25 protein-coding genes are annotated in these 25563 nt (G+C 46.3%); 11 read left to right on the forward strand and 14 right to left on the reverse strand.

Annotated elements, in window-relative coordinates; translation table 11 throughout:
• Positions 1-47: 47 nt before the first annotated feature.
• Both E1919_RS08870 and E1919_RS08875 read right to left on the reverse strand, forming a co-directional pair.
• A complete protein-coding gene (locus tag E1919_RS08870) occupies positions 48-782 on the reverse strand; it encodes a hypothetical protein (protein WP_162053007.1) in 735 nt (244 codons plus the stop codon).
• A 32-nt stretch (positions 783-814) separates the two neighbouring features.
• A complete protein-coding gene (locus tag E1919_RS08875; protein ID WP_162053008.1) occupies positions 815-2440 on the reverse strand; it encodes an ABC-F family ATP-binding cassette domain-containing protein in 1626 nt (541 codons plus the stop codon).
• 334 nt (positions 2441-2774) lie between these two features.
• On the opposite strand from E1919_RS08875, the gene E1919_RS08880 reads away from it, so the two are divergent.
• Both E1919_RS08880 and E1919_RS08885 read left to right on the forward strand, forming a co-directional pair.
• Complete coding sequence (locus tag E1919_RS08880; protein ID WP_162053009.1) at positions 2775-3248, forward strand: DUF4199 domain-containing protein; 474 nt, start codon at positions 2775-2777, stop codon at positions 3246-3248.
• A gap of 50 nt (positions 3249-3298) precedes the next feature.
• Positions 3299-3757: a DUF4199 domain-containing protein gene (locus tag E1919_RS08885; protein ID WP_162053010.1), complete on the forward strand. Its 459-nt coding sequence runs from the start codon at positions 3299-3301 to the stop codon at positions 3755-3757.
• Between the two features lie 98 nt (positions 3758-3855).
• Here the strand turns inward: E1919_RS08885 and E1919_RS08890 are convergent, their stop codons facing one another.
• On the reverse strand, positions 3856-4089 hold the full coding sequence (locus E1919_RS08890) for a hypothetical protein (protein ID WP_162053011.1): 234 nt from the start codon (positions 4087-4089) through the stop codon (positions 3856-3858).
• Between the two features lie 310 nt (positions 4090-4399).
• On the opposite strand from E1919_RS08890, the gene E1919_RS08895 reads away from it, so the two are divergent.
• Positions 4400-4792 (forward strand): hypothetical protein, encoded by a 393-nt coding sequence (locus E1919_RS08895; RefSeq protein ID WP_162053012.1) that lies wholly within the window; start codon positions 4400-4402, stop codon positions 4790-4792.
• A 42-nt stretch (positions 4793-4834) separates the two neighbouring features.
• Here E1919_RS08895 and E1919_RS08900 read toward each other — a convergent pair whose 3' ends face one another.
• Complete coding sequence (locus tag E1919_RS08900) at positions 4835-5284, reverse strand: hypothetical protein (protein WP_237144184.1); 450 nt, start codon at positions 5282-5284, stop codon at positions 4835-4837.
• A gap of 224 nt (positions 5285-5508) precedes the next feature.
• Here E1919_RS08900 and E1919_RS08905 point away from each other — a divergent pair, with 224 nt between their 5' ends.
• The 3 genes from E1919_RS08905 to E1919_RS08915 all read left to right on the forward strand — a co-directional run bounded on the left by E1919_RS08905 (position 5509) and on the right by E1919_RS08915 (position 8484).
• Complete coding sequence (locus tag E1919_RS08905) at positions 5509-6327, forward strand: murein L,D-transpeptidase catalytic domain family protein (RefSeq protein WP_162053013.1); 819 nt, start codon at positions 5509-5511, stop codon at positions 6325-6327.
• A gap of 241 nt (positions 6328-6568) precedes the next feature.
• Positions 6569-7378 (forward strand): M48 family metalloprotease, encoded by an 810-nt coding sequence (locus E1919_RS08910; RefSeq protein ID WP_162053014.1) that lies wholly within the window; start codon positions 6569-6571, stop codon positions 7376-7378.
• Between the two features lie 194 nt (positions 7379-7572).
• Positions 7573-8484, forward strand: a complete 912-nt coding sequence (locus E1919_RS08915; RefSeq protein WP_237144186.1) for a diacylglycerol/lipid kinase family protein — start codon at positions 7573-7575, stop codon at positions 8482-8484.
• A gap of 3 nt (positions 8485-8487) precedes the next feature.
• Here E1919_RS08915 and E1919_RS08920 read toward each other — a convergent pair whose 3' ends face one another.
• Both E1919_RS08920 and E1919_RS08925 read right to left on the reverse strand, forming a co-directional pair.
• Positions 8488-9708: a metallophosphoesterase gene (locus E1919_RS08920; RefSeq protein ID WP_162053016.1), complete on the reverse strand. Its 1221-nt coding sequence runs from the start codon at positions 9706-9708 to the stop codon at positions 8488-8490.
• A gap of 198 nt (positions 9709-9906) precedes the next feature.
• Positions 9907-10542, reverse strand: a complete 636-nt coding sequence (locus E1919_RS08925) for an LON peptidase substrate-binding domain-containing protein (RefSeq protein ID WP_162053017.1) — start codon at positions 10540-10542, stop codon at positions 9907-9909.
• Positions 10543-10723: 181 nt separating this feature from the next.
• Between E1919_RS08925 and mtgA the strand changes: the two genes are divergently transcribed.
• Together mtgA and E1919_RS08935 are read left to right on the forward strand one after the other, a co-directional pair.
• Positions 10724-11458 (forward strand): monofunctional biosynthetic peptidoglycan transglycosylase, encoded by a 735-nt coding sequence (mtgA, locus tag E1919_RS08930; protein ID WP_162053018.1) that lies wholly within the window; start codon positions 10724-10726, stop codon positions 11456-11458.
• On the forward strand, positions 11448-11906 hold the full coding sequence (locus E1919_RS08935; RefSeq protein WP_162053019.1) for a YybH family protein: 459 nt from the start codon (positions 11448-11450) through the stop codon (positions 11904-11906). The genes mtgA and E1919_RS08935 overlap by 11 nt, the downstream gene beginning before the upstream one ends.
• Before the next feature lie 51 nt (positions 11907-11957).
• Here the strand turns inward: E1919_RS08935 and lepB (E1919_RS28025) are convergent, their stop codons facing one another.
• The 6 genes from lepB (E1919_RS28025) to E1919_RS08960 all read right to left on the reverse strand — a co-directional run bounded on the left by lepB (E1919_RS28025) (position 11958) and on the right by E1919_RS08960 (position 18751).
• Entirely contained in the window at positions 11958-12518 is a 561-nt protein-coding gene (gene lepB, locus E1919_RS28025; RefSeq protein WP_317168206.1) for a signal peptidase I, read from the reverse strand.
• A gap of 18 nt (positions 12519-12536) precedes the next feature.
• Entirely contained in the window at positions 12537-13058 is a 522-nt protein-coding gene (gene lepB / locus E1919_RS28030; protein WP_317168207.1) for a signal peptidase I, read from the reverse strand.
• Positions 13059-13181: 123 nt separating this feature from the next.
• The gene (locus E1919_RS08945; RefSeq protein WP_162053020.1) at positions 13182-14321 is read right to left on the reverse strand and encodes an App1 family protein; all 1140 of its coding nucleotides are present in this window, start codon (positions 14319-14321) and stop codon (positions 13182-13184) included.
• Between the two features lie 43 nt (positions 14322-14364).
• Positions 14365-15192 carry a M48 family metalloprotease gene (locus E1919_RS08950; protein WP_162053021.1) on the reverse strand — a complete coding sequence of 276 codons (828 nt, stop codon included), beginning with the start codon at positions 15190-15192 and terminating at the stop codon, positions 14365-14367.
• Positions 15193-15413: 221 nt separating this feature from the next.
• On the reverse strand, positions 15414-18263 hold the full coding sequence (locus E1919_RS08955) for a M16 family metallopeptidase (RefSeq protein WP_162053022.1): 2850 nt from the start codon (positions 18261-18263) through the stop codon (positions 15414-15416).
• An 83-nt stretch (positions 18264-18346) separates the two neighbouring features.
• Positions 18347-18751, reverse strand: coding sequence for a hypothetical protein (locus tag E1919_RS08960; RefSeq protein ID WP_237144188.1), 405 nt, complete (start codon positions 18749-18751; stop codon positions 18347-18349).
• A 156-nt stretch (positions 18752-18907) separates the two neighbouring features.
• Here E1919_RS08960 and E1919_RS08965 point away from each other — a divergent pair, with 156 nt between their 5' ends.
• On the forward strand, positions 18908-19990 hold the full coding sequence (locus tag E1919_RS08965) for a DNA topoisomerase IB (RefSeq protein WP_162053024.1): 1083 nt from the start codon (positions 18908-18910) through the stop codon (positions 19988-19990).
• Positions 19991-20193: 203 nt separating this feature from the next.
• Here E1919_RS08965 and E1919_RS08970 read toward each other — a convergent pair whose 3' ends face one another.
• The gene (locus E1919_RS08970) at positions 20194-21864 is read right to left on the reverse strand and encodes a hypothetical protein (protein WP_162053025.1); all 1671 of its coding nucleotides are present in this window, start codon (positions 21862-21864) and stop codon (positions 20194-20196) included.
• 32 nt (positions 21865-21896) lie between these two features.
• Entirely contained in the window at positions 21897-23543 is a 1647-nt protein-coding gene (gene pgi, locus E1919_RS08975) for a glucose-6-phosphate isomerase (protein WP_162053026.1), read from the reverse strand.
• A 240-nt stretch (positions 23544-23783) separates the two neighbouring features.
• On the opposite strand from pgi, the gene E1919_RS08980 reads away from it, so the two are divergent.
• Both E1919_RS08980 and E1919_RS08985 read left to right on the forward strand, forming a co-directional pair.
• Positions 23784-23963 carry a hypothetical protein gene (locus E1919_RS08980; RefSeq protein ID WP_162053027.1) on the forward strand — a complete coding sequence of 60 codons (180 nt, stop codon included), beginning with the start codon at positions 23784-23786 and terminating at the stop codon, positions 23961-23963.
• 619 nt (positions 23964-24582) lie between these two features.
• The gene (locus tag E1919_RS08985; RefSeq protein WP_162053028.1) at positions 24583-25362 is read left to right on the forward strand and encodes a beta-phosphoglucomutase family hydrolase; all 780 of its coding nucleotides are present in this window, start codon (positions 24583-24585) and stop codon (positions 25360-25362) included.
• Positions 25363-25563 lie beyond the last annotated feature (201 nt).

Consider the following 25563-nt stretch of genomic DNA (forward strand, 5'->3'; position numbering starts at 1 on the left):
GGCTGCCTATTACTGGCAGCCGCTTTTTTTATGTTAACCTTTTACCCTTACCTGCTGGTGAAAGGAATGTTGAATCCCACCCTGAATACAGGGTTGTTGTATGGGTTACCGATCACATTGTCGTTCACGTTATACAATAGCAGCATGTCTACTGACGCTTTGTCGCTGATGCGCTGCCTATAACCTACACCCACCAAAGGAAGCGTGATGTTGGTGCGGTCGTTGCTGAGGCCCCCGTAGATGTCTTCGTATCTGGTGTTGAGAAGTTCGACCTCAGCATGTCCTAAAATCGCACCGTCCCCGATGTTAAAAAGCTCTAACTGCGTAAAGGCACGGCCGCCATAGCTGCTGTAAGAATACCCTCTGAATTTAGAGTAGTGGTATACAGCGCCCACACCCATACTGAATTTATCCGTTAGCCTATACCCAAGTATAGGCAGCAGCGATATGTTTGTGTAAGTGCCGAACTGCAAACCAAAGCTGCCACCAAAGTACATGCGGTCAATTGGCCGGAGGGCTTGCTCCACTACTTGCTCTTGCTCTCCGGGGAAAGGTAATCGCGCTGGCTGCTGCGTTGGCCGTGGCTGCACCGTTGGCTTTTGCTCCTGCTGTTGTTCTACTGGCCGTGTCCGTTCTGTAGGCATAGGAGGCCCTGTGGGCAACACAGGCTTGGTTCGTTCTGTTGTGTCGGGCTCTACCTGCGCCTGTGCTTTATTGCTAGAGAACAACAAGAACAGGAGCGAGCAGAGAATGCTATAAAATAAGCGCTGATGTTTTAGCATATTCAGGTTTAGAGATGTGACAAGTTTATTTATTACACCATTTCAGTGGCATACATCTTCTTGCGCAACTCCCTTATTGTGTCATCAGACAAATACTCTTCATATGTCATACGCTTATCGATGATACCATTAGGAGTAAGTTCGAGAATACGGTTTGCAATCGTATCCACGAACTGCAGGTCATGCGAAGAGAAAAGGATTGTGCCATCAAATTCCCTCAGTGCATTGTTCAGGGCCGTAATGGACTCCAGATCCAGGTGATTGGTCGGCTCGTCAAACAGCAGCACGTTTCCGGACTGAAGCATCATTCTCGAGAACATGCAACGTACTTTCTCACCACCCGACAGCACATTGGCTTGCTTCAGAGATTCTTCTCCAGAAAAGAGCATACGGCCAAGGAAGCCGCGGATAAAGCTCTCGTCTTTTTCTGTGGAGTACTGACGAAGCCAGTCTACCAGGTTCAGGTTTGTATCGAAGAACTCCTGATTGTCTTTCGGGAATAGAGAAGCCGTTATGGTGGTTCCCCAGGTATATTCACCAGTGTCCGGCTTTTCCTCACCCATCACAACACGGAAAAAAGTAGAGGCAGCAATATCGTTACGGCCTATCACCGCAATCTTATCCCCTTTGTTTACCATCAGGTTCACATCGCTGAAGATAGTTACCCCGTCAACTGACTTGCTGAGGTTTTCAATGTTCAGTAATTGGTTGCCTGCTTCGCGTTCCGGCTTAAAGGCAATATAAGGATACTTGCGCGACGAAGGCTTAATATCATCCACTGTTAGTTTCTCCAGGAGTTTGGCACGTGAGGTAGCCTGCTTTGACTTGGAAGCGTTAGCGCTGAAACGGCGGATAAACTCTTCCAACTCTTTACGCTTGTCTTCTGTTTTCTTGTTTGCGTCTGAGCGCTGCTTGAGTGCCAGTTGGCTGGACTCGTACCAGAAGCTATAATTACCGGCATAGAGCTGAATTTTTCCAAAGTCAATGTCAGCCACATGCGTACATACTGAATCCAGGAAGTGGCGGTCGTGAGACACCACAATGACAGTGTTCTGGAAATTATCCAGGAAGTTCTCCAGCCATATAATGGACTCTGCGTCCAGGTGGTTAGTCGGCTCATCCAGCAGCAGGATATCCGGGTTTCCGAACAGGGCTTGGGCCAGCAACACACGCACTTTCTCGCTACCGCTCAAATCCTTCATCAAAGCATAGTGCAGGTTTTCTGTAATACCCAGGCCGCTCAGCAGTTCTGCTGCCTCGTACTCTGCATTCCAGCCTTCCAGATCAGCAAATTCACCCTCCAGTTCGGCAGCACGCAAACCGTCAGCCTCTGAGAAGTCGAGCTTTGCATAAATGAGATCTTTCTCCTGCATAATACCGAACAGGCGCTTGTGGCCCATAATAACAGTTTGCAGCACCTGCGCTTCATCGTACTCAAAGTGGTTCTGCTTTAACACAGCTAAGCGGGCATTGGCCGGAATATCTACAGTACCTGTGTTAGGATCAATTTCTCCGGAAAGTATTTTAAGGAAAGTAGATTTACCTGCACCGTTGGCTCCAATCAGGCCGTAGCAGTTACCAGGAACAAACTTTATTGTTACATCTTCAAATAATGTGCGCTTGCCGTATGCCAAGCTGACATTGTTCGTACTGATCATAAAGGTTTATGTATGAATATGAAAACTAGATTCGCATGCAAAGTTACGAAATAAAAGCGTGGTTTGGCATTTAACTCCAATTCCTCTATTCCGGGAGGTATCAATTTAGTGCCTCGCATATATTTAGCATTCAGGTGCTTGAGCTTTCTGTTTTAAAAAACATTCGGCAAACCACAACACCAAGCCTCTTTCTCTAGTATATAGTTTTAGTAATATACAGGTAGTGAACAGGATACGATGCATTTGATGACTTCGCATTATAAATTGTTAACCAATTGTACAGCTAATCTGTTCATTATAAATAAACTATTGAAAAACTTAAACTGAACATAATATGGCATCATCTAACGTATCATACCAAAACATCGCAATCAAATACGGGATTTTGGTAGGGATAGCTCACATTGTTTATTTCCTGATTATGTGGGCAATTGGAGTACTTGAAATAATCGAACTGTCATTCTTAAGCGGCTTGTTTCTGATAATAGGTATAGTAGTGGCAATTTCGAGTTACAAGAAGGCAAGGAGAGGCGGTATCAGGTATTTAGAGGGATTCGGTATAGGTGCTACAGTAGGAGTGGTGTCCTCTGCTATCTTAGCGCTTTTTCTGGTGATTTTCTTAAGTGCATTCAGAACGGGTTATCTCGAAAACCTACAGGCAAGCGCCCTGTTTCCACAAGGTCTCACCTTGCTGTCTCTGTTTGCTCTGACTATTCTGTACGGTACCATACCTGGTGCCTTAACTGCCTTCATAGCCATGCAGTGGTTTAAACGCGAGGATCATAATACAATGCCAAGCCAGGACTAACAACCTTAGAAAAATCTCAAGCACATTTATAAAGGAACTCACTGATATTTATGGAAAAGATAGGCCTCAAGTACGGCTTTCTGACAGCTGTTGGTTTAATCCTGTATTTTTTCTTAATGAAACTGTTAGACCTCATTCATATCATGGAGCTGCGCTTCTTGAACGGTGTGATCATGGCTGTAGGGGTTGTACTTGCCATCAGGTCCTTTAAAGCTGTAGCAGCAGGGGATTTCAGTTACTTCAAAGGGTTGGGAACCGGTGTTATTACAGCTGTGGCAGGAACTGTTCTCTTTGCTGCCTTTATGGTAGTTTACGTTAACATAGCAGGAGATGAAATGACAGACATGTTAAGTTCAGAGCGCTATTTTGGTGGAAGGGTAGAAGAGACTCCCGGCATCGTGGTTTTTTCTGTGCTGATGCTGGAGGGGCTAATCTCCGGATTTATGATTTCTTTTATTGCGATGCAGTTTTTCAAAAGAGATGATTACAAATCCCCTAAAAGTCCGTGAGCTTTTTGCTCTAACTTCCTGCGGTACACTAGTAGGCACAAATAAAGCCGGCTACATTAACTATGTAGTCGGCTTTATTTGTGCCTGTCAAGCTTGGGCTATTTTATAATGTGGTCAGGTCTTTGTATGATCTGTACAACCACCTCATGCACGTCCCCCTCTTTGTCTTCTAAACGGTAAATAACCATAGGGTTATCTGCGTCTAATACCGACTCTATTTCAATTACCCGCTCTCCTTCATCAAGTTTACTTTCCAACTGCGGGGTCAGATCTTCCAGAGCCTGTGCAAATTTAACTTCAAGTGTACTCGGGTTGTAATACGTTGTCCTCATGTTGTTTTATTTAAATCAGAACCACATGATATGTTCGGGTTCTGCAGTTTTACTTATTAAAATTCAATTTAAAGCTTTATATAAGTATACCCCCTAGAACGGCTATTGTTGCATAAAAATGGTGATACTTAGCTAAAACAAAAGGCTATGAGTTCGATAACAGTGGTATTAATACAGAATTTTAAATAAACTATATATTTTATTTAAATAGTATTAAATATTGCCAATTGCCATCAACTTGTCGCGTCAGAATTCGTTAAAGAATAAGGTTGAAGTTTAACAACACTATGGTTTAACCTTAATGCACCCTATGAAGAATACTTTACTTATACTAATTTTTCTTGCTGTTGTGACCGGAAGTTCTGCCCAGAGCATGGGAGTGACAGATGACGGCCTTGATAAGGTGGTACTCGCTGTGGACCTGGATGGTCTTGCTATGGCAAACCTGGAGATGAAGCGGGAGTTGAAGCTAACGGAGGACCAGTATAATAAAGTGGCGCGTGTAAACGAGCTGCGATTTACTAAAATGGTAGAAGCAGAGCATACCTACGCTGCTAATGATATACTTCGTTCAAATTCTGTTCGTAAAATCCATATACAATGCGACCAAACGCTGAAGGATGTACTGGATGAACAGCAGATGCGTCAGTTTCTGGAGTTGGAAGGTCGCTTCCATATGCAGCTTATGTCTGAAAACGAATAAGAGTAGGTTGTAGACACATGATTTAAAGCAGCAAAGGCCGAGTTAATCGGCCTTTGCTGCTTTATAAGGTTCTTTATAGGTTACTTCCGATACTTTGCCCAAAGAATTGATTCGTACTTCTACACGGTTTGCTTCCGATAAAGCAGATCTGTCAGCGCATTGCGTGCCAGGTTCAAGATAATAATAATAAATACGCTGGCTCCGCTCCAGTAATTCCTCACTGTCAGGCTTTCCTAACAAATTCCGCAGTACGTACTCTTTCTGGCCATATAGTTCTTTTCTGATTTCTTCGAAGTCATCTGCCAGATCTCCGCGTTTCCCCTCACAGCCATAACGATCTTCTTTCCAGGTGTCGCTGTCAAAACTTTGCAGGTTCTCTGGAGTTCCGCAGGAAATTAAAAGCCCCAACACAACTAATGCAGGAAAGATAAATTGTTGCTTTAACATAAGTTTGATTTGATACCATAAAGTTGCAGCCTGAAAATTTGCCACACAAGCTAATTGCTAAAATTGTGAATAATTCAGGCGATATGTAAAGATATACCGGCTCTAAAAACTGTAAAAAAGCCCGGTAAGACTTGATTTTATAATTACTTGCCCTTACTTTGCAGATAGCAGTAACCAAAACTTTAACAATTTGTTCACCAGCAGCGGAACAATTATCGTCTGCTTGCCTGTTGCATAGCTTAACGTATCAACTGAAGCCAAAGAAACTTATGTTAAGAGTAACCCTAACTTCATTAGCCCTCGGTTTATTATCTTTTACCTCTCCAGTTTCCAGTACTGGCGAAGCTGCCCTTGAAACTCTAACGGTAGTGCCAGAAATGGCTTCAATAAATCGTACTACAGCTGTCACAATTGCAGAAAAGCAGTCTGCTTTTAATGACCATCTGCTTAGCATTTACAATGATGCTGATCTTAAGAACAAAGGACTTGCTTTCGAAGTCTTTGAAAAAGGCATGGTTGGCTTTCATAATTTCAAGCAAAAAGGCTTGGTAGCTCCTGCTAAATCCATCCTTACATTAATTGATTTTACAAAATCCAGCAGAGATAAGCGTCTTTGGATTATCGATTTGAAATCAAAGAAAGTTCTTTTTAATACGGTTGTGGCTCATGGTCGCAATACTGGCGAGGACAAAGCTATCAGGTTCTCTAATAAGCCAAATTCCTATATGAGCAGCCTTGGCTTTTATTTAACTGATGCCACCTACTTTGGCAAGCATGGCCTATCGTTGCGGTTAAGTGGAAAAGATGGAGCTTTCAACTCAAATGCTATGGCACGCGCTATTGTCATGCATGGGGCTGATTATGCAACTCCAGCTTTTGCTAAACAACATGGCCGCTTAGGCAGAAGTTTAGGATGCCCTGCAGTGCCACGCGAACTTTCAAAGGAAATTATACTGGCTATAAAAGATAAAACCGTCATGTACATTCATGGCAACGACAGCAACTATAAATCAGATTACCTGAACGCAACTTTGGCCGTCGAAGCTTTTACCCCCGAAATTTTGCCAGAAACAGTTGCTACGTTGTAAATATTTCATACCCGTAATAAACAGAAAGCCCCTGCTCTAGCTAGAGCAGGGGCTTTCTGTTTATTACGGGTATGTAGCGGGTCTACCTGATCTCTGTTTATTTTAAATTTATACCAGTGGAATTTAATTATCAGGTGCCTGACCAGCCCTAGCGGCATCTAACAGCAACTTCATAGAAGACTGTACCGTTCACTCTCATACTACAGCGATCTGCTGTACATGCTATAAAAGTATTAGATTCATGAAGGTGGTTTTAAAGTTTATCGTGGCTTTGCTGCTGGCGGCAGTGTCGCTGATTACGTACTGGTGTAATACACAGGAAAATGAGTTTACCGGCGAAAAGCAGCATGTGGACATGACCGTGGAGCAGGAGATTGCACTCGGGCTTCAGGCGGCCCCGGAGATGGCACAACAATATGGCGGCCTCCACCCGGACAGGGAGGCGGCGCAGGCAATAAAAAATATCGGGCAGCAGCTTGTGCAAAGCTCACGTGTAAGCAATACGCCCTATAATTTTGAGTTTCATCTGCTGGCAGATGAGCAAACTGTTAATGCCTTTGCCTTACCGGGAGGCCAGATCTTTATCACAGGCGGCTTACTGAAACGGCTTAATTCAGAAGCGCAGATAGCAGGAATACTTGGTCATGAAATCGGGCATGTAGTAGCAAGACACTCAGCCGAGCAACTGGCAAAAGCAAAGCTGACGCAGGGCCTGACAGGTGCTGCCGCCATCGCCACTTATGACCCGGAGAACCCTGCAAGCCAGGGAGGAGCCGTTGTGGCAGCTATGGTAGGTAAGATGCTGAATATGCGGTATGGGCGTAACGATGAACTGGAGTCAGATAGACTGGCGGTGCAGCTAACAGGTTCCGCTGGTTACGACCCTAGAGCCATGATGGAAGTGATGCGGATTTTAGATGAAGCCAGTGGCGGGGCAGGTGGCCCTGAATTTCTACAGACGCATCCTAATCCGGGAAACCGTATCAGTCAGATTGAGCAGGCTATTCAGGAGGAGTATCCGAATGGCTTGCCGGAAAACCTAAAGCAATAAGCGCATCATAAGTCATTAGAGTTGACATGCTGTTGGAGTAGATTCAGTGCGTGGAACAGCCATTGTTCCTTGTCTAAATAAAGGTAAAACCGGCTTATTTTACCTGGCTGCACAGCGTGTTCTTCTTTTTCACAATCACCTTATCAACATTTCAACGTATCAAGAGGCACGTACACAAGTACAATATGCAGATTATGGAAACACGAAAGCTCAAGAACCTTCTCTTTGTTATTAATCCTATTGCCGGCGATATAGAAAAAGATGATCTGGAGGAAGAAATTGTGTCTATCTGCAAAGATCATGAAATTAGGTATGATATCTACCGGACATCCGGTGAGAAAGACAAGGAAGTTATAAAAGCCAAAATTGCCGAAAGCCAGTATGATGGTGTTTTTGCGGCAGGAGGAGACGGCACGGTTAGCATAGTGGCTTCGTTGCTGATCGGAACATCTATTCCGTTAGGTATGATACCGCTTGGCTCAGGAAACGGCCTTTCAAAGGATTTAGACATACCACAGGACACAGAAGAGGCGCTGGAACTGATACACCACAACATTATCCGTAATATTGACACAATTACGCTTAATGGTAATCCGTCTATTCACTTAAGTGACTTAGGCTTTAATGCCCTCGTTGTAAAAGGCTTTTGTGAAGGCAGCACCCGTGGGCCCGGTTCGTATGCCCGCGTTGCCATGCAGGAGTACCTCGGGTATGAGTCTAAAATGTACCGTATCGAAACTGATGTAGAGACCTTTGAGGGCAAGGCTTTCATGGTGACCATCGCAAATGCCAATGCCTTCGGGAGCAATGCCAACATCAACCCAAACGGTGTATTAAACGACGGCCGTTTCGAAATATGCCTGATAGAGCCTTTTCCTAAAGCGGCAGGTATTGCCATTCTGTATAAACTGTATACCGACAGCATCGACACATCCGTTTATACCCGCCGTCTTTCCTGTAGAACTGCTACCATTCACAATCTCGAACATGAAGTTATGCACATCGATGGGGAGCCTGTAGACCTGGGAGATAAGGTTGAAGTGCAGATGCACCCTAAAAGCCTGAAGGTCATCCTGCCGGTGTACCAGGACGAAAAGGAGATTTAAAAGCTAGGCATCGGCAGTTATTTGCCGCTTTGGCTGCAATACGCTGTTGAGTTTCTTCCTGAAAACTACCATTTCTTCGTCTGCCTCGGCCACGGCAAGTGCTTCCATCCATACTTCACCATTGCTGTAGTAGTTGATCACAAAAAAGCCAAGTTCTTCCAGGGTAAAGGTTGCTTTGCCTCCTTTTTTCACAAATGCTGTTTTGCTGCCTGATCCGCTTACGATATAATGGTTTTGCTGTATCTCGAAATGTTGCAGGTTGTGGTCATGACCCGCAACATAAATCACGTTACTGTACCTGTTCATGATGCGCACCAACCGCTTTCGCATTTTTTTATAGGTGCGGTGCGACATGTCTTCGTATGCGCCGAATAATTTGCGGTAAAAGGGGTACAGTGAGCCGAAAACAGGCAAAGGGATGTAAAAGCGCTTATGTGCCGCCGTAAGCGGGAATATGTGCTGCTTCATGGTAAACTTGCCACCATGCATGGCATTGCTGTAGAGCGGGTGGTGTGCCGCTACTAATACCCGCTGGTGTTTGTTTTTGCGCAGTACGTCGTTAAAGCTGATGAAAAATTCCTCTATGTCGGAATAAGGACAGTCGTATTTGCTTCCCAGTGGTTTTTCGCCCCGCTGCACGAACCATTGGGTGTTGATGATGACCAGCAGCAGCCCTTCTGCCAACTGCATGCTAACAGGGCCAGGGCAGCCATTCCGGGGGAGATAACTTTTTTCGTCCTGTGTTTTTTCCACTATGTAGCGCTCCTGGCGCAGCATCTGCTCATACCCGCCTTCTCTGCCTTTCAGCCAATCGTGGTTACCGCTCAGGAAAATACCATTGCCCGGAAAATCAACGACAGTCTCCAGCAGCACATCAAGGCGTTTAGCGGCATTCTCTCGTAAGCGGTGCCCTGGCGCAGGTAAACCAATAGGGTATAGGATATCACCTAGATAAACGATAGTGCCTGCTTCCCCGGCTCTGTCTTTCCATACCTCCAGCAACTGTAGTACAGGGTCGCTGCCATCGATGGCCACAGCTCCCGGGTCTCCTACCATCGCCACAGAGTGTACCAGTGTATCATCCGCGGGCGGCGTATAGCGGTGCCAGCCTACATCAGCTAACTTGTAAAAAGGCTTACGCCGGTACTTTCGCTCCTGCCAATAGCTGAATGCTATAAAGAAGAATATCAGTGTCGGGATGATGATAAGAAAGTATGTCAGCATAATTTTTTATGTCGTACGGCAAGAAGCTACTTGGAATAAGGTTAAAAGATAAAGAGCACTAGATGAAGGACAAAGGACCCACTGACAAAGGACAGGGAGCCTGGTTCCTAAGAAACAGTAGCCAAAGAGATGTCCCTATGCCTTTGTAAATAGATTTTTTTGTGCAATGGCTTTTGTCTTTCATCTTTTATCCATTTTCTAAAAGTCAGGCGGCATCAGTTGCTTAAAGTGGCCGTTTAGCTTCACCCTGTCTTTTAGCCGCTCTGTTTCCTGTACTACAGGTAAAATCTGTTGCAGGTGCAGGAAAATAGCCTCCTGGCGCTCTGTTTCGCTTTCCAGTTGCAGCAGGGCGTATTCCTGCTCCGTTGTCAGTCCAAGGTGGTGTGCAATGTCAAAGCTTTTATAATTTTCCGGCAGTTCCAGGAATAATTTACTGATACCAAGGGCTTCATATAATTCCTTCAGGCTCTCTGTTATGTTCAATTTAGTGATGATGTCTCCGTCATCCTTGTTCTCCACTTCCTCCACTTCGCCACCGGCATACAGTCTGCCTGGTGCCATTCTGTCGAAGTGCAGTATCTTGAAAAATTTCAGGCCCTTTGTCCGTATATCCATCTCACCGTTGTCATATCTTTTTTCGATGTTGAGGATTTCTACTTCGGTGCCATACACGCCTACGCCGCTCTGGATGTAGGTGGGTATACCAAAAGTTTTCTCATTTTCCACACAGTCCAGCACCAGTTGCTTATATCGAGGCTCAAAGACATGCAGGTTCAGTTTCTCACCCGGAAACACGACAATACTTAACGGAAAAAGCGGGAGGTACTTACTCATGTATGCGGTTTTCTTATAGTGTAACAAAACATTGCCTTTTGTGTTTGCCAGGTCTGTGTTTTAAATTCCCTTACGCACACAGTGCGGTAGTGTTAGCGAAATGCAAATGGCATTGGGCTTATCCGGCTTGATTAGTATGCTAAACTCATTACCTTTGCGGCCTTAGAATAAATGTACAAAAATGGCTAAAAAGCGTTTTGGGTTCAGGGCGGTGAAGTTGCTTTTCGTGAAGCTGATGTTGTGCCTGTTCCTGCTCAGTGTAGTGTGGGTGCTGCTGTACAGATGGGTAGCGCCGCCTGCTACTTTGCACATGCTGCAGCGCCGTGCCGAGGCAGGTTTAGCAAGCAAAGAGGACCCGCAGATTCGCTACAGATTTGTACCCCTGGAAGAGATGTCGGAACAGCTGCCTTTGGCAGTGGTGGCCTCAGAGGATCAGCGCTTCCTGATACATAGCGGCTTTGATGTAGATGCCATTCTGGATGCCTTCCAGCGGAACCGCAAAGGCGGAAATATTCGGGGCGGCAGCACTATCAGCCAGCAGGTGGCCAAGAATGTGTTTCTGTGGCATGGCCGCAGTTATTTCAGAAAAGCAATAGAAGCTTATTTCACCATGCTGATTGAAGTGCTTTGGGGGAAGGAGCGCATTATAGAAGTGTACCTGAACATAGCAGAGATGGGGGATGGCGTATTTGGCGTAGAAGCTGCTTCACAAAAGTTTTTTAAGAAGCCGGCGAAAGAGGTTGGTCGCCAAGAAGCGGCCTTGTTAGCAGCCGTGCTTCCGAACCCTATCCGGTATTCTGCCCGAAACCCATCAGCCTACATCCGGAAACGCCGGGGCCGTATTGTCCGTGCCATGGGGGCGTTGGGCGGAACTGTATATGTGAAGGCTATACTTCCAGAGAAAGATGAGAAATAAACTGCTGCTTTTGCTTGGCCTTTGCCTTGCCTTTACAACTGCCTGCACCCGCAATCATACACCTCAGGCCTCCGCTGCTGCTGCTAAAACTGAGATACGCGGTGTACTGGAGGAGCAGAGCACCTGCTGGAGCCGCGGTGATTTAGAATGCTACATGCAAGGCTACTGGAAGTCCGATTCTCTGTTGTTTATAGGCTCGCGCGGATTAACCTATGGTTGGCAACAGACTTTGGAGAACTACAAGCGCGGTTACCCGGATGCTTCCGCTATGGGCCATCTCACATTCGACTTAAAAGAAATGCGGCAGCTCTCGCCGGAGACGATGCTGGTGGTAGGGAAGTGGCACCTGAAACGTGATGTAGCTGCGGGAGATTTAGAAGGCCACTTTTCTGTCATCTTCAGGAAATTTGCTGAGGGCTGGAAAATCATTGCCGACCACTCCAGTTAAAAAGCTTCTGCACTTCCTAAACCGTGGGCTGTAGCTGCCAGAAGCACCGAATCAATTTATAAGGCTGAACAGGCGACTCCACCTGATTTTGTCGAGCAGTCCATGACCTTCCGGATCCATCGACAACCATACGAAAACTGCCTTACCCACCACATGATCTTCCGGTACAAAACCCCAGTAGCGGGAATCGAGGGAGTTGTGGCGGTTGTCGCCCATCATGAAATAATAGTTTTGTTTAAAGGTATACTGGCTGATTTCTTTGCCATCGATATAGAGTTTTCCATCGTGTAGCTTTGCATTTTCGTGCTGCTCATACCTTAGTATAATGTGTTTGTACAGGGGAAGCGTTTCCGGTGTGATGGCAACAGTAGCTCCTTTTTCGGGGATGTATAAAGGGCCAAAGTTGTCTTTGTTCCAGCTGTAAAGTGCAGGTTCATTCGGAAATATACCTGGCTCTGCAGTTCCCGGAAGTTCCTGCTGCAGTATCACCTTTTTTATTAAATCCAGAGAAGCCAGTTGCTCCGCTCTTTCAGGGTTTAAGAAAGCCACATACCCTTCGTGCGTCCGGTAAACCTCTGTCATGTTACGTTCCCTGAAGAAACTTTCATTCAAAATCCTATCTGTTTTCAGTTAATAGGAAAACTGTCTCTCTTCAGAATTTTCCAAGGCTTTGCCGTTGATGTACACCTGCGTGTTCTGAATGGCAATTGAATCCCCGGCAACACCTACACAGCGCTTAATATAGTAAGTCTTTAAATCCGTAGGGCGGGCTTCCTCAGCAGGGTAATTGAAGACAACGGCATCGTTGTTTTTGACCTCTGAGAAGCCTGGCAGGCGGAAGGTTTTTAGTTGAATAGCATCAGAATAGGAAGGAATATCTGTGCCCCAGATAGTCTGGTGCGTGAGCGGTACCTGCAGTGGTGTGCCGGGTGTACGGGAGCCATAATGCAATTTGCTTACAAAAAGATAATCACCCACCAACAGCGATTTTTCCATGGAGGAAGTCGGGATAGCATAAGCCTCAAAAGTAGCCCACCGGATAATACTGGCAAAAACCACTGCAAACATAATGGCGTCACCCCACTCTCTTGCAAGGCTTTTTTTTGCAGGCACTGTAGCTGAAGGCTTTTTCTTTTGGAAAGTTAGCTTCATAGTATAAAGGGTGAGTGTTCTTTGATATATAGTTTCTATATATAACAGCTTTTGCTCCCGTTAAAGTATATGCAGCAGAATAAAATTTAGCACCCCTGCTATGTCTATCTGCACCGGGGAAAATTATACATCGCCTTCTTCATCAATTTCTACTTCCCGTCTCACTTCCTGCACCTGTTCTGTGAATATAAATCCATTTTCAGCGGCGTGCTCAGCGGCGGCGGCAGTGTCTTTTACCAGTAGCAGCTCTACTTCACCACTCTGCTTTAGCTCATCTAAAATTGTTGTGACGGCTTTAGTTCGGTTTTCAATGTTAACGTCCCGGATGTAAATAGCCATGATACGGCCCGGGTGGTTTTTTACCACCTCACTGTAGATTTGAGCGTCCTGCTGTCCGCTGTCTCCAATCAGAATGAAGTTGAGCTTCGGGTAGGTAACCAGCAGGTTTACAATTTCTTTATACTTGTGGCTCATGTGGTCAGAAGACAGAAACTTCTTTTCATCAATACCAAAGTCCCGAAGCAGGAGCGGACCCTGCGGAATTTCATTCAGCTCGAGGAAGTGGTATAGTAAATCATAGGTGTTCCAGGGGCTGCTGGACACGTAGAAGAAAGGGTTATTCCGCTTGCCGTTTCGGCCCAGCTGCAGCGACCGGTAAAACTGCGACACCCCATGGAATGGAATGCGTGTGTGGGCGTTGTTCAGCAGTACGTTTCTACCTGTTTCCAGCAGGCTGGTTGCCCCGGTGCGTACAATGGTGTCGTCAATGTCGGAGATGATGCCATACTCTGCGTCCGGGGGCGGCACCAGTACATAGGCTGGTTCGCTTACATCGCCTTCAAATTCAACTGGTGCGTCAATAAGCCTGATGTCAATCTTGTGCCAGATGTCATCCAACTGCAGCGGCACCTTTGGTTCTATGTTCAACATAAAATAACCTTCCACATCAGTGGTTATCTCATGGTGCTGTCCCTCTTGGGTGAGCTGTACCCGCGCATTCGGAATCTCATCACTCTCAAACCGGCGGTACATGTTCAGAATGTTCTCCCAGAGCGTATCATTTTCCTCGGATCGGGTTATCCCTTTGTTCACCAGCACACGTCCCTTTACATAAAGCCTGGTGGGGGTTCCGTAACTCCGGTAAGTCACAATGTGCAGGGGGCGGTTTAAACCCAGCCTGTTCTTTAGCTCGAAGGTGAGGACATCAATTTTTTCTTCTACCTTCAGTATGGATTGGATAGCTTTTTTCTTTATGTTCTTCATTCTTCTCTCAAAAATGCCCACTGGTTATGCAAGCGTTCATCCTTTATAGGTTCAGTGCTTTTTTCAGTTGGTTAAAGTCCTTGTCAGGAGCAGAGTTGGTCTTGCATTCTTTTTGTGTCGCCATCTGCTCAATGTTCTGGATGCGGTTGCCTGGGTTAGGGTGTGTACTCAGAAACTCCGGTATGCCACCCTGCTGCTGTGCCTCCTGTTCTAATTTGATAAAAAAACCGGCTGCGCCATCACAGGCATAATAATCTGTGCCTCCGAGGTATTCTACAGACAGGTTATCGGCTTCGGTTTCAGCGTCTCGCCCAAACTTAAGCCCGGTCAGGTTGCCGGCCAGTTGGGCCGCTATCTGCTGCAGCATACCGGGGTCGTTTCCCAGGGCCACAGAGAGCAACAGCGATATGCCATAATCGCGCTGCAGTTGTTTTACACTGTGTCGTCTATCAGCGTGTGCAATTTCGTGGGCTAGTACACCGGCAAAATGGTCTTCATCCTCTAAATAATCTATTAGCCCGGTGTAAACATAAATATATCCGCCTGGCGTGGCAAAAGCATTCAGGGTTTCATCTTCCCTGATGATTTTTACCGTCCATGGAAACTCCTGTTGATATTTTACAGCTCCGGAAGTAAGGATGCGGTTTACAATGCGGTCAAGGTTCTGGTAAGCCTGAGCATTGCTGCTGTTGCGCTCTAGAAGCTTGCCTTGTGCCCGGTACGTAGAGTCTACTTCCTCCGATACCTGCTGGCCCAGGTTTATATCGTCCTGTATCGAGAAAATGACGCCGTCATTGTCTCCGCAACTGCTGAACAGGAACATGACAAGGATAGCAAGAAAATAAAAAGTATTCGTGTTATTTTTCATCATAGATTTTTGGCGTGTTTTAGTGCAACGTTCCGCATGCCTTTGCTCTTATAGTTTTAGTGATCAATTTGTAGCTATAAGAAAGTAGCTGAACGTGCTTCCTGAAATACGCCTGTTTACGCCTGAATGGTTACATCTGCGCTCCTGGCACTGCCGCAAACACTGTACAAAACAAAAGAGCCCTTGCGGAAACAAGGGCTCTTTTAAATAAATACAGGAGTGAACTATTTCAGCGATGAGCTCCCGATTGGTTTGCCATCCGCATCCAGCTCAACTACCTCATATGGAAGTGCCTCTAACTTAGGCAGCACTGTTTTCTTGTCACCCACCACTACGATGTGCATGTTTTCTACAGGCAGATTTTTAGCTGCCAGCGCATCAATTTCATTTTTAGTGATGTTGTTCAGTATAGTAGTCTGCTTTTTAACAAAGTCCTTCTCCAGGTTATACTCTATGATGTTACCCAGGAAACCTGCTTTCTGATAAGGTGTTTCGTACTTGCGTGCATCAGACTGGCCGATAGAGCTTTTCATGAACTTGATTTCATCTTCAGAAATTCCTTCGTTTTTGAAGTTCGTTAGTTCTTTTATGAATTCTGTTACTGACTCGGCTGAAGCATCGGCACGAACACCGGCAGAGGCTGTGAAAGGACCGGCATACTGGCTGCCACCAAAGTAGGAGCGAGCACCATAGGTATAGCCTTTGTCTTCCCGCAGGTTCAGGTTAATACGGCTATTAAATGCACCCCCTAAAACGTAGTTCATTAAACCGGTCTTGTAATACTCACCCGTTGCGTCGAATGGCATGGCCAGGTAACCGATTCTGATTTCAGACTGCGCTGCATCCGGCTTATCAACAAAGTAGATGCGGGTCTTTTCGATCTGAGGTGCTGTTTTGTCAGCAGGAAGCTTTACGTCCTTCTTCTTCCAGTTCTTTAGGAAAGCGAGCTTTTTCATGATCTCTTTTTCAGAGATGTCACCCACTACCACCAGGTTAGATACAGATGGAGAATAATTCTTGTCGTAATAATTCTGCACGTCCTGCAGTGTAATGTTTTCTACTGTTTCAGCTGTGCCTGACGTAGGTACGGCCATGATGTTGCCTTCACCATAAAGTAACTTGTTATATACATTGCTGGCAATAGCAGTCGGCTGCGTCGACTGGTTAGCGATGCCTTCCTGTTGCTGCTTCTTCAGGCGGTCAAAATCGTCCTGGTTGAATTTTGGCTTGAACAAGCGCTCCTGCAGCAACACCAAAGTCTTGTCCAGGTTCTTCTTCAGCGATTGCACCTGTATGTACGTTTCTTCTGTGCCTGAACCAATTCGGATAGATGAACCCAGCTTGTCGAGTTCATTACTGAATTGCTCTGAGGTATAGTTCTCCGTATCCTCGTTCATCATGTCGGCAGTCAGGGCACTAATACCTGCTTTACTTGGGTCTGTAGCAGAAAGGCGGTGGCCTCCCTTCATGGTGAGTTGCAGCGTTACAGTCGGGATTTCATCGGACTTGGAGCCTATTACCTTTAAGCCGTTCTTTAATTTGCTGGTATAGAAGTTGGGAACATTGATAACCGGGTTAGCACCAGCGGCAGGGCGCACAGAACGGTCGAAGGTATCTACTGCTTTGGTATATTGCAGGCCGCTGTACTCGTCTGCGCCAGGCGTATACCCTTCTTCAGAGATGGTATAGTTGTTTTCTTTGGCCAGCAATTCGGTTTTACCCTTCGGTACAACACTCAGGATAACGCTGTTTTTGCCTTTGATGTACTGGTTGTACACCCGCATTACATCCTCCTTCGTTACCGACTGAATACGCTTCAGTTCTTCCTGGATGTAGTTCGGGTTATCGCGGAAGGTTTCGTAATGCGCTAGCTGAGACACTTTCCCGCTTACGCTGGCCATACGGTTGACAAGGCTGGATTCTGCAGAGGCTTTAAAGCGTGTCAAGTCCTCGTCGTTGATGCCGCGTGCTTCAAACTCTTTCAGAGACTCACGCACCAGGGCTTCTGTTTCTGCCAGGCCTGTAGTAGGGTAGGTCATTACCGTAATACCAAACTCACCTGCCAGCTCAGAAGTTGAGTTATAGGTAGAGGCATTCATTGCCTTCTGGGTTTTTACAAAGTTTTTGTAGAAGATAGAGTTTTTACCCTGCCCCAGCACTTCTGCCAGCACATCCAGCGCCGGCTCGTCCTTATGACCTGCCTCTGGTGTAGGATAGGTCATGCGCAGCATCGGGAAACGGATGTTATCTTCGTAAGACACATAGCGGTCCTGGTTCAAGACCGGCATCACCGGCTTCATGTCCTGCACGGCCGGACCGGCAGGTATAGATCCGAAATATTTTTCAGCCAGCCTCACCACCTCTTCCGGTTTCACATCGCCTCCTACTGTTAAAGTAGCGTTGTTCGGGCCATACCAGCGCAGAAAGAAATTTTTAAGGTCATTTAAATCTCCGCGGTTCAGGTCCTCCAGGTAACCGATGGTGGTCCAGGAGTAAGGATGGCCGTATGGATAGAGATTTTTTGAAGTCATCTCGTAAACCAAGCCATACGGGCGGTTATCGTAGTTCTGGCCACGCTCATTTTTAACCGTCTCACGCTGTACCTCAAACTTTTGCTGCGTTACGGCATCAAGTAAAAAGCCCATACGGTCTGCCTCCAACCACAGAGCAGTCTCCAGTTGATTGCTCGGTACTGTCTCATAGTAGTTGGTGCGGTCGCGGTTGGTAGAGCCGTTCAGCGTACCGCCAGACTCAGACACTATTTTGAAGTGCTCTTCGTCAGCTACGTTATCGGAGCCCTGGAACATCATGTGCTCAAAAAAGTGTGCGAAACCTGACTTGCCTACTTCTTCGCGGGCGGAGCCAACGTGATAAGTCACATCCACGTGCACTACCGGATCGGAATGATCTTCGTGTACTATCAGGGTCAGGCCGTTTGCCAGTTTATACTTACTGTAGGGAATCACCAACTCATCGCCTTGCCTGGTCACCTTTTCTACGAGTTTTGTCTGAGCTTCAGCCGCACTTACCAGACTTGCTGTAAGTACCATACTCAAACCAATTTTCTGAATCATGTTTGTTTTGTTATGAGTGGAGTTGAATTAACAAAACAAGGTAGGCTTTGAGTTGCAGAATCGAAAACTTTATAGACGAACGCCTATTTTGTCTCTCTCAACACCTGTTTGCCGAACATCACAGAAACAGCCAACGTCAGGAAAGCAATAACCAGCATGGCGGTAGTCAGAAGAAAAGCCATGCCTGCAGTTTCTGTGGAAAGTGAATTCTGAGGCTGCTGCATCATTCCGAGCAGACTGAGGAAGTAAGTGGCTGCCCGCCAGCCAAGAATCAGCGTCAAAAGGCCGGCTTCTGTGGCACCTAATATAAAGCCCCAGCGTTTGCCCCTGTTCAGAAAATGACCGGCGGTTAGACCTATGAGTCCGCCTGCTGCACCTGTGATTAGGGCGGTTATGGCTTGTTCACCGGCCAGATCTACGGCCACAACACCGCAGGCAAGCATAAAAAAGCCGAAGAAGGCATAGAGGTAGGATATGTTTTTGTGCATGGTATCAGCTATACATTTTTTCATAAAGTGCAACAAAGATAAGGCAAAACTAAAACTTGTTGTGTTTGCAAAGCGAAAGCCGCTGTAATTGTACAACTTTTGCCTAAAAGAAAAGTATGATGTGCAGGGGTGAGCGAGAAGAGGAAGCCTCATAGGATGGCAAAGAAAAACGAATTTCATGAATTATACGCCGATCCATCCAAATCTGCAGCATGGGCCGGCCTGCGTTATACCACAGATGAAAAGCCTGGCTTTACCCGCAAGGGTGCCGGGAAAGGATATTTTTATCTGGATGAAAAAGGGGAGCGCGTAACCGACGGAAAAATACTGGAGCGCCTGAAAGCGCTTGTTATTCCGCCGGCCTGGCAGGATGTATGGATCTGCAAGTCACCAAAGGGGCACCTGCAGGTGACGGGGCGCGATGAAAAAGGGCGCAAGCAGTACATTTACCACCCGGACTGGCAGAAGGCCCGCAGCCTGACCAAGTTTGGCCGCATGATTGAATTCGGTGAGCAACTGCCAAAGCTGCGGGAACGTATTCAGCAGGATATTAATTCCTCTAAACTGAACCGGCGCAAGGTAACAGCTCTTGTCCTTACGCTTATGGATAATGCGCTTATCCGTATCGGTAACCGCCACTATGCTAAGTCAAACAAGTCGTATGGTCTCACCACTTTGCGTGACAAGCACGTGAAGATAAACGGCAACAATATACGCTTTGCTTTTAGAGGTAAAAAAGGGGTGGAGCACGAGATAGAACTAGAGGACAAGACGATGGCACGCCTTGTGAAAAAGTGCCGCGATATTCCGGGCTACGACCTCTTCCAGTACTATGATGAAAGCGGGGAGCGTCAGACGCTGGAGTCAGGAGATGTGAACGAATATCTTCGGGAAGCAACGGAAGAGGATTTTACAGCCAAGGACTTTAGAACTTGGGGCGGTACTGTGCGAATGGTAGAGTGCCTGGAGAACGTGTTGGAAGAAAAGCCGGAACTGACCAAGGAAAAAAGTATCAAAGAAGCCGTGAAAGAAGTAGCGAGGGGCTTGGGTAATACCCCCAGTGTCTGCAATAAATATTACATTCACCCCGAAGTAGTAAACCTCTTCCGCGAAGATAAACTCCTAAAGTACCTGAAGCGGCACGATGCCGAAGAATCGGAATCAAAAAATATCTCTGCAATCGAAGAACTGGTCTTGAAAATGTTAAAACGCGTTGCAAAAGAGAAAAAAGCGGGTTGAAGTTAGAGAATTTGGGAGTTAGAAAGTTAAAGGGGTAGTAGCAGTCTGTTGTTCAGCTGTTTCTACCCCTTTAACTTGTTGTATACTTTCACAGGCGAGCCTACACTGTACGGGATGGATACCTGTCGCCAAACCAGATGGCGAGCAGCAGTTGCTGTTGTAACTTTTAGTAAGGTGTGAAAATGCCACCTTAACTCTCTAACTCAGTTTCCTTCCCTGTCATAGGCGTGTACCCGCACATCGCGGGTGGTGCGGTCTTGTGCTTCGGAACCGAAGTATATTTCGTTGCCGCGTTCGGTGTCATAGATTTTTGTCATTTTTTTTAAACCTGCTACTGAGGAACTGTCTGCAATATTGTCTTCGCCTAAGCCTCCATATATTCTAAGCGGAATAGCATCATCTACGTTTCCTTTTACTAGAAAAACGTCATCATCTGCCAGTCCGCGCAGGATAATCTGATCTGTTTCTTCCCGGAAGAAGATGCGGTGGTAAAGCTGCCTGGGTGGAATGCCGTTGGAAGCAGGCCGCCTCACAGTAACTTCAGTCCGGCTGTTGTCGAGGCGATTTACAAAGAAATGCTCCTCCTCATCAGAGCCTGCCACAGTTACTTCTTTTGCTAAAATGCTGTACATCCTGTTGGCAGCTTGTAATAGTAGATCCCGACGGCTTTTCAGGTTGTGTTGCAGGCTTTCTCCGGTGAGGCTGTAGATAGGGGCAGGAAGCTGACGAACGGCCTTTTCTATCACCTCATCCGTTAGCGCCACCTGTATATCTTTGGCTATCTGCTGCCACTCCTGCAGAGAAAGCTCATGCAGAAACCGTTCATCCACAAATTCAGCATTAATCATATAGGCTTTTACATCGCTAAAATCATCATCATAAGAATGAAATTTGCGCACCAGCAATTTACTGGTAGCAATCGCAGGAATTAAACCATCACCCATCTCCAGGAAAACCTGGTCTCTGTCTTTCGGAATAGGAACAAAATATGTATCTGCCCCTTTTTTCTGAACAGCCCATTCCCACTGTCCTTTATGGCGGTCCCAGTCCCCCACGAGCAGGTCCAGAAGCCTGGCCCGTGCAAATTCTTTCTGAGCAAAGTGGTTCGTGTTCGATTCAAAACGGAGGCGCAGCGCTTTTTCAGTTCCTACAAAATCATCTGCTAGTGGAAAGTCTGTAGTAATGTCAGGCGGCTTTTTATACTTCTCCTCAAGCATAAAAACCTTCCCTTGTACATCGGGTGCATATTCACCAAAGCTTTCATCCTGGCGGGGGACATAGTACATTTCAGGATGAGAGTGGTGCACACCTACAGCCTCCGCCAGAACAGGTACTATAAGTGCCCCATATGGATTTGCAGCAGACATCTGGTCACGCAGCACATTGGCAACAAAAGTCTTGCGCCAGAACGGGGGCACTACTTCAACGGGATCTTTATCTACAGAACGAAAAGCCCACAGGCGTCCGGCGCTGTCCTGTAATTCAAAGCTGGTCGTTTGAAACCCGCCGCCTTTATCAACCACCTTGAGTCCTCCTTTTATGGAGTCCAGCTTAAAAACCGGAAGCTTTACCGGGGTAGCCCAAATTTCACGGTTGTGGTCGCCCCAGAAAAAGCGGTGAAAGACACTGCGGTCATAGTGGCGTCCTGGCACCACCCACACACTATCAGGACCTGCCGGGGCTTTGCCTTCCAACTCAGCTTCTATTGCCAGCGCATCTTCCTGAATAAAATCTTCGTCAACGCAGCCACTCAAACTTAACAAGGTGAGGAGTAGCAACAACAGACGCTCTGTTGTTCCCTGCAGAATTTGTTTAATAATAGTGTTAGGATAGGTTTGAAACATATAAGCGAGGTATGCCAGTTTTCCTAGCATACCTCGCTTATAACGTGTCACGTCCGTACTTGTTAGCGGTTATTACGGTAGTATTTGATTAATCCTGCTGTAGAGCTGTCGTGGCTGGCTTGTTTGTCCTGCAACAGCTCTCCTTCTATAGTGCCTGCCAGCTGCTTGCCTAGTTCAACACCCCACTGGTCGAAGCTGTATACATTCCAGATAACGCCCTGCACAAATGTCTTGTGCTCATACATCGCAACCAGGTTGCCTAAAGTATAGGGTGTTAGATGCTTGAACATGATTGAAGTGGAAGGTTTGTTTCCTTCAAACACTTTGTGCGGCACCAGTTGCTCCAGCTCTTCGCTGCTCATGTTTTTCTTGCTTAGCTCTTCCCGCACTTCTTTCTCTGTTTTACCTTTCATCAGCGCCTCTGTCTGAGCGAAAAAGTTAGAGAGCAGCAGCGCATGGTGCTGGCCGATTGGATTTTGGCTTATGGCAGGCGCAATAAAATCAGAAGGTATCAGCACGGTGCCCTGGTGAATGAGCTGGAAAAAGGAGTGCTGGCTGTTGGTGCCGGCAGCGCCCCAAACTACAGGCTGCGTTTCGTATGAAACATGTTGGCCGTTGCGGTCGGTGCTCTTACCATTACTTTCCATCATCAGCTGCTGCAGGTAATCAGGCAGCAGGCGCAGGTACTGGTCGTAAGGCAGCACAGCATGTGTCTGGCAGCCGAAGAAGCTAGTGTACCAGATACTTAGCAGGGCCAGTTGTGCTGGTATGTTCTGGCGCAGCGGTGCCTGCCGGAAGTGCTTGTCCATGGCTTCGGCGCCTTTCAGTAGCTCCTCAAACCTATCGTAGCCCAGAGCGCAGGCAATGGATAGGCCAATGGCAGACCACAGGGAGAAGCGGCCACCCACCCAATCCCAGAAACGGAAGATGTTTTCAGGGGCAATGCCAAATTCCACCACCGCTTCCACATTCGTAGACAGTGCCACAAAGTGTCTGCTGACATGCGTTTTGTCTTCCGCTTTCTTCAGGAACCACTCACGCGCAGTTTTCGCGTTGGTAATGGTCTCTTTGGTAGTGAAAGTTTTGGAGGCAATAATAAATAGCGTTGTCTCCGGGTTGAGCTGGCGCAGCGTTTCAGCAGCATCTGTGCCATCTACATTTGAGATAAAGCTGATTTCTATGTTTTCTTTTTTATAGCTCTTCAAGGCTTCACATATCATCTGTGGGCCCAGGTCTGAACCGCCGATGCCGATGTTTACCACATGATTTATCGGTTTACCAGTATACCCCTTCCACTCGCCACTGTGCAGTTTCTTGCAGAAAGCCTTCATCTGCTGCTGCACCTCGCGCACATGCGGCAGAATGTTCTCTCCGTCAACTTCTAAAGACTCGTCAGAGAAATTTCGCAGCGCAGTATGCAACACGGCGCGGCCCTCTGTCGCATTAATCGGCTCACCCTGAAACATGCTTTCTATAGCGGCAGGCAATTCCATTTCCTCCGCCAGTTCCGTTAACAAGGAGAGCGTTTCTTCCGTGATGCGGTTTTTAGAAAGGTCGAACAGCATGTCGTCCAGCTGCAGCGAAAATTTCTCAAAGCGTTGCGGGTCCTGCGCAAAGAGCTCCCGCAGGTGCTTTGGCGCTATCTCCTTATAATGCTTTTCGAGTTTCTGCCAGGACTTTGCCTGGGTAGGGGAATAGTTTTTCAGCATAATGTTTCTTTTTTCAATGTTGCTACAAATCACCTTTTCTATTCTGAATACGACCAGAAGGTTGTGTCGGATACCATATAATTCTTATCTGCAATGATAGCTTTATAAGGGTAAAGAATCAAAATTCGGAAAATAAATAACACAGGCATTTTCCCGAGAGTGTTATTTTCGTTACATAATCAAAATAAAGCTCGGCCCGTAGATATAGGCTATACAGCGAAATGAGATAAAAGTACAGAGATGGAGAAAAATAAGAAGCATCGTGAGGGGAAGGAGAAAGTAAGCGAATCGAAAGAGGATAAAGTGCCCACACAACCTGAGGCACCGGTTGGTAACATCACCAGTAATGATGATCCGGCAAGGCTTCCTGATCACACACTTGATACTCCCCCGGATGAGCAGACCAAGGGGAATCCATGATTTGCCATCTTCGCCCTTTTTCTTGTGCAATTTGCCGGCTTTAAGCTACATTATTGGCATGTGAGGCAAAATCCTTTGTCATTTCGCGATGAGAAATATTATACATTAAAAATTCACCGCCTGTGTATTCTGCCTTGCTATTAAACTCCTGTTATTTTTTCAGGCAACCTTCTATACCTATTATTTGATAGTATAACAGTGCGACTATTTAGCCACCTTAAGCAAGGGTGAAGTGGCCTAGCTATTGATTATTTAAGGTATACATCTTAAAACATGTTGTAGGTAGCTTATTTTCTATGGAACAAAGCCACATTTAAATTAATATCTGCTTATATTTGGTTTGATAGCAAACGAGGTAACATACTTCCATCTTCCTTATGGTAAAGCAGCCGGAGTGTAAGCAGAAAAAATGTAAAGTGCTTTAGTTGGAGGGATAGCAGAGCTTTTACTGCCTCTGCTAACAACCTAATGAAAGAAATGATGTAAAGCATCATAACAAAGCTAAATCCCAAGCCTCCTGTTGGTAGGATGTTAATCGCGCGCCACTTGGTGATGCTATCTTATACAGAGATTATTTTACTTGGGGCGAAATTGATTGGAAAAGAAAAAATAGACAAATATGAGTAACCTGAGCAATCTTATAAAGGAAAAAAACATCAAAGCCCTTATCCTTGACATGGATGGCGTTGTGACCAACACGGCTGCTTTACATGCTGAAGCATGGAAGAAGCTATGTGATTCTTATTTGAAGCAACGTGGCGAACAGGATGGTAAAAATTATGAGCCATTCAATTTCATGGAGGACTACCGTACTTTTGTTGACGGCGTACCCCGCCTGGATGCGATGCGTAATTTCATGAAGTCACGCGGTGTTGATGTGCCTGAAGGAAGTCCGGATGATGATGAGAACCAGAACACGATTGTGGGATTGGGGGAGCGTAAAGACCTGTACTTTCACGAGCTGTTGAAGCAAAGCGGCGTAATGGTATTTGAAAATGCAGTGATGTGGATAAAGGAGCAACAGGAGAAGGGCATGAAAACGGCCATTGTCTCTGCCAGTAGAAACTGCCTGACCATCATACGGCGAGCCAACCTGGAAAGGCTTTTCGAGGTGCGGGTTGACAGAGTAGTGGCTAATGAGCTCAAGCTCAAAAACAAACCTAATCCGGATATCTTTCTGGAGGCGGCACGGAAATTAGGAGTGCAGCCACAGGAGGCCGCTGTTTTTGAAGATGCCGTTGTTGGTATAGAAGGCGCCAAAGCAGGCGGCTTCGGGCTCGTAGTTGCCGTGGACCATGGCTTTAGAAAAGAATCGCTGGAGGAAAGTGGCGCTGACCTTGTTATTAAGGGTTTTGCCTCTGAGGTAAAAGTAGAAGACGAGACGACTATTAATTCTTAGAAGATTTTTTACTTGCTTTCGAATCTAAGCGAAAGCACTTTATACTAAATACTAACAGACAAAGCCTCCTTCTATAATGAGGCTTTGTCTGTTTATAGGCTTTTGATGCCCAAGGCGCAGCTGTTTAATTGGTACTGTTTGTAGTGAGGAAAATAGCTTGTAACAACTTTAAGGGTATAAAACAGGTACTAACTAACTGAA

The organism is Pontibacter pamirensis, assembly GCF_010015475.1.
GTDB classification, from domain to species: Bacteria; Bacteroidota; Bacteroidia; order Cytophagales; family Hymenobacteraceae; genus Pontibacter; species Pontibacter pamirensis.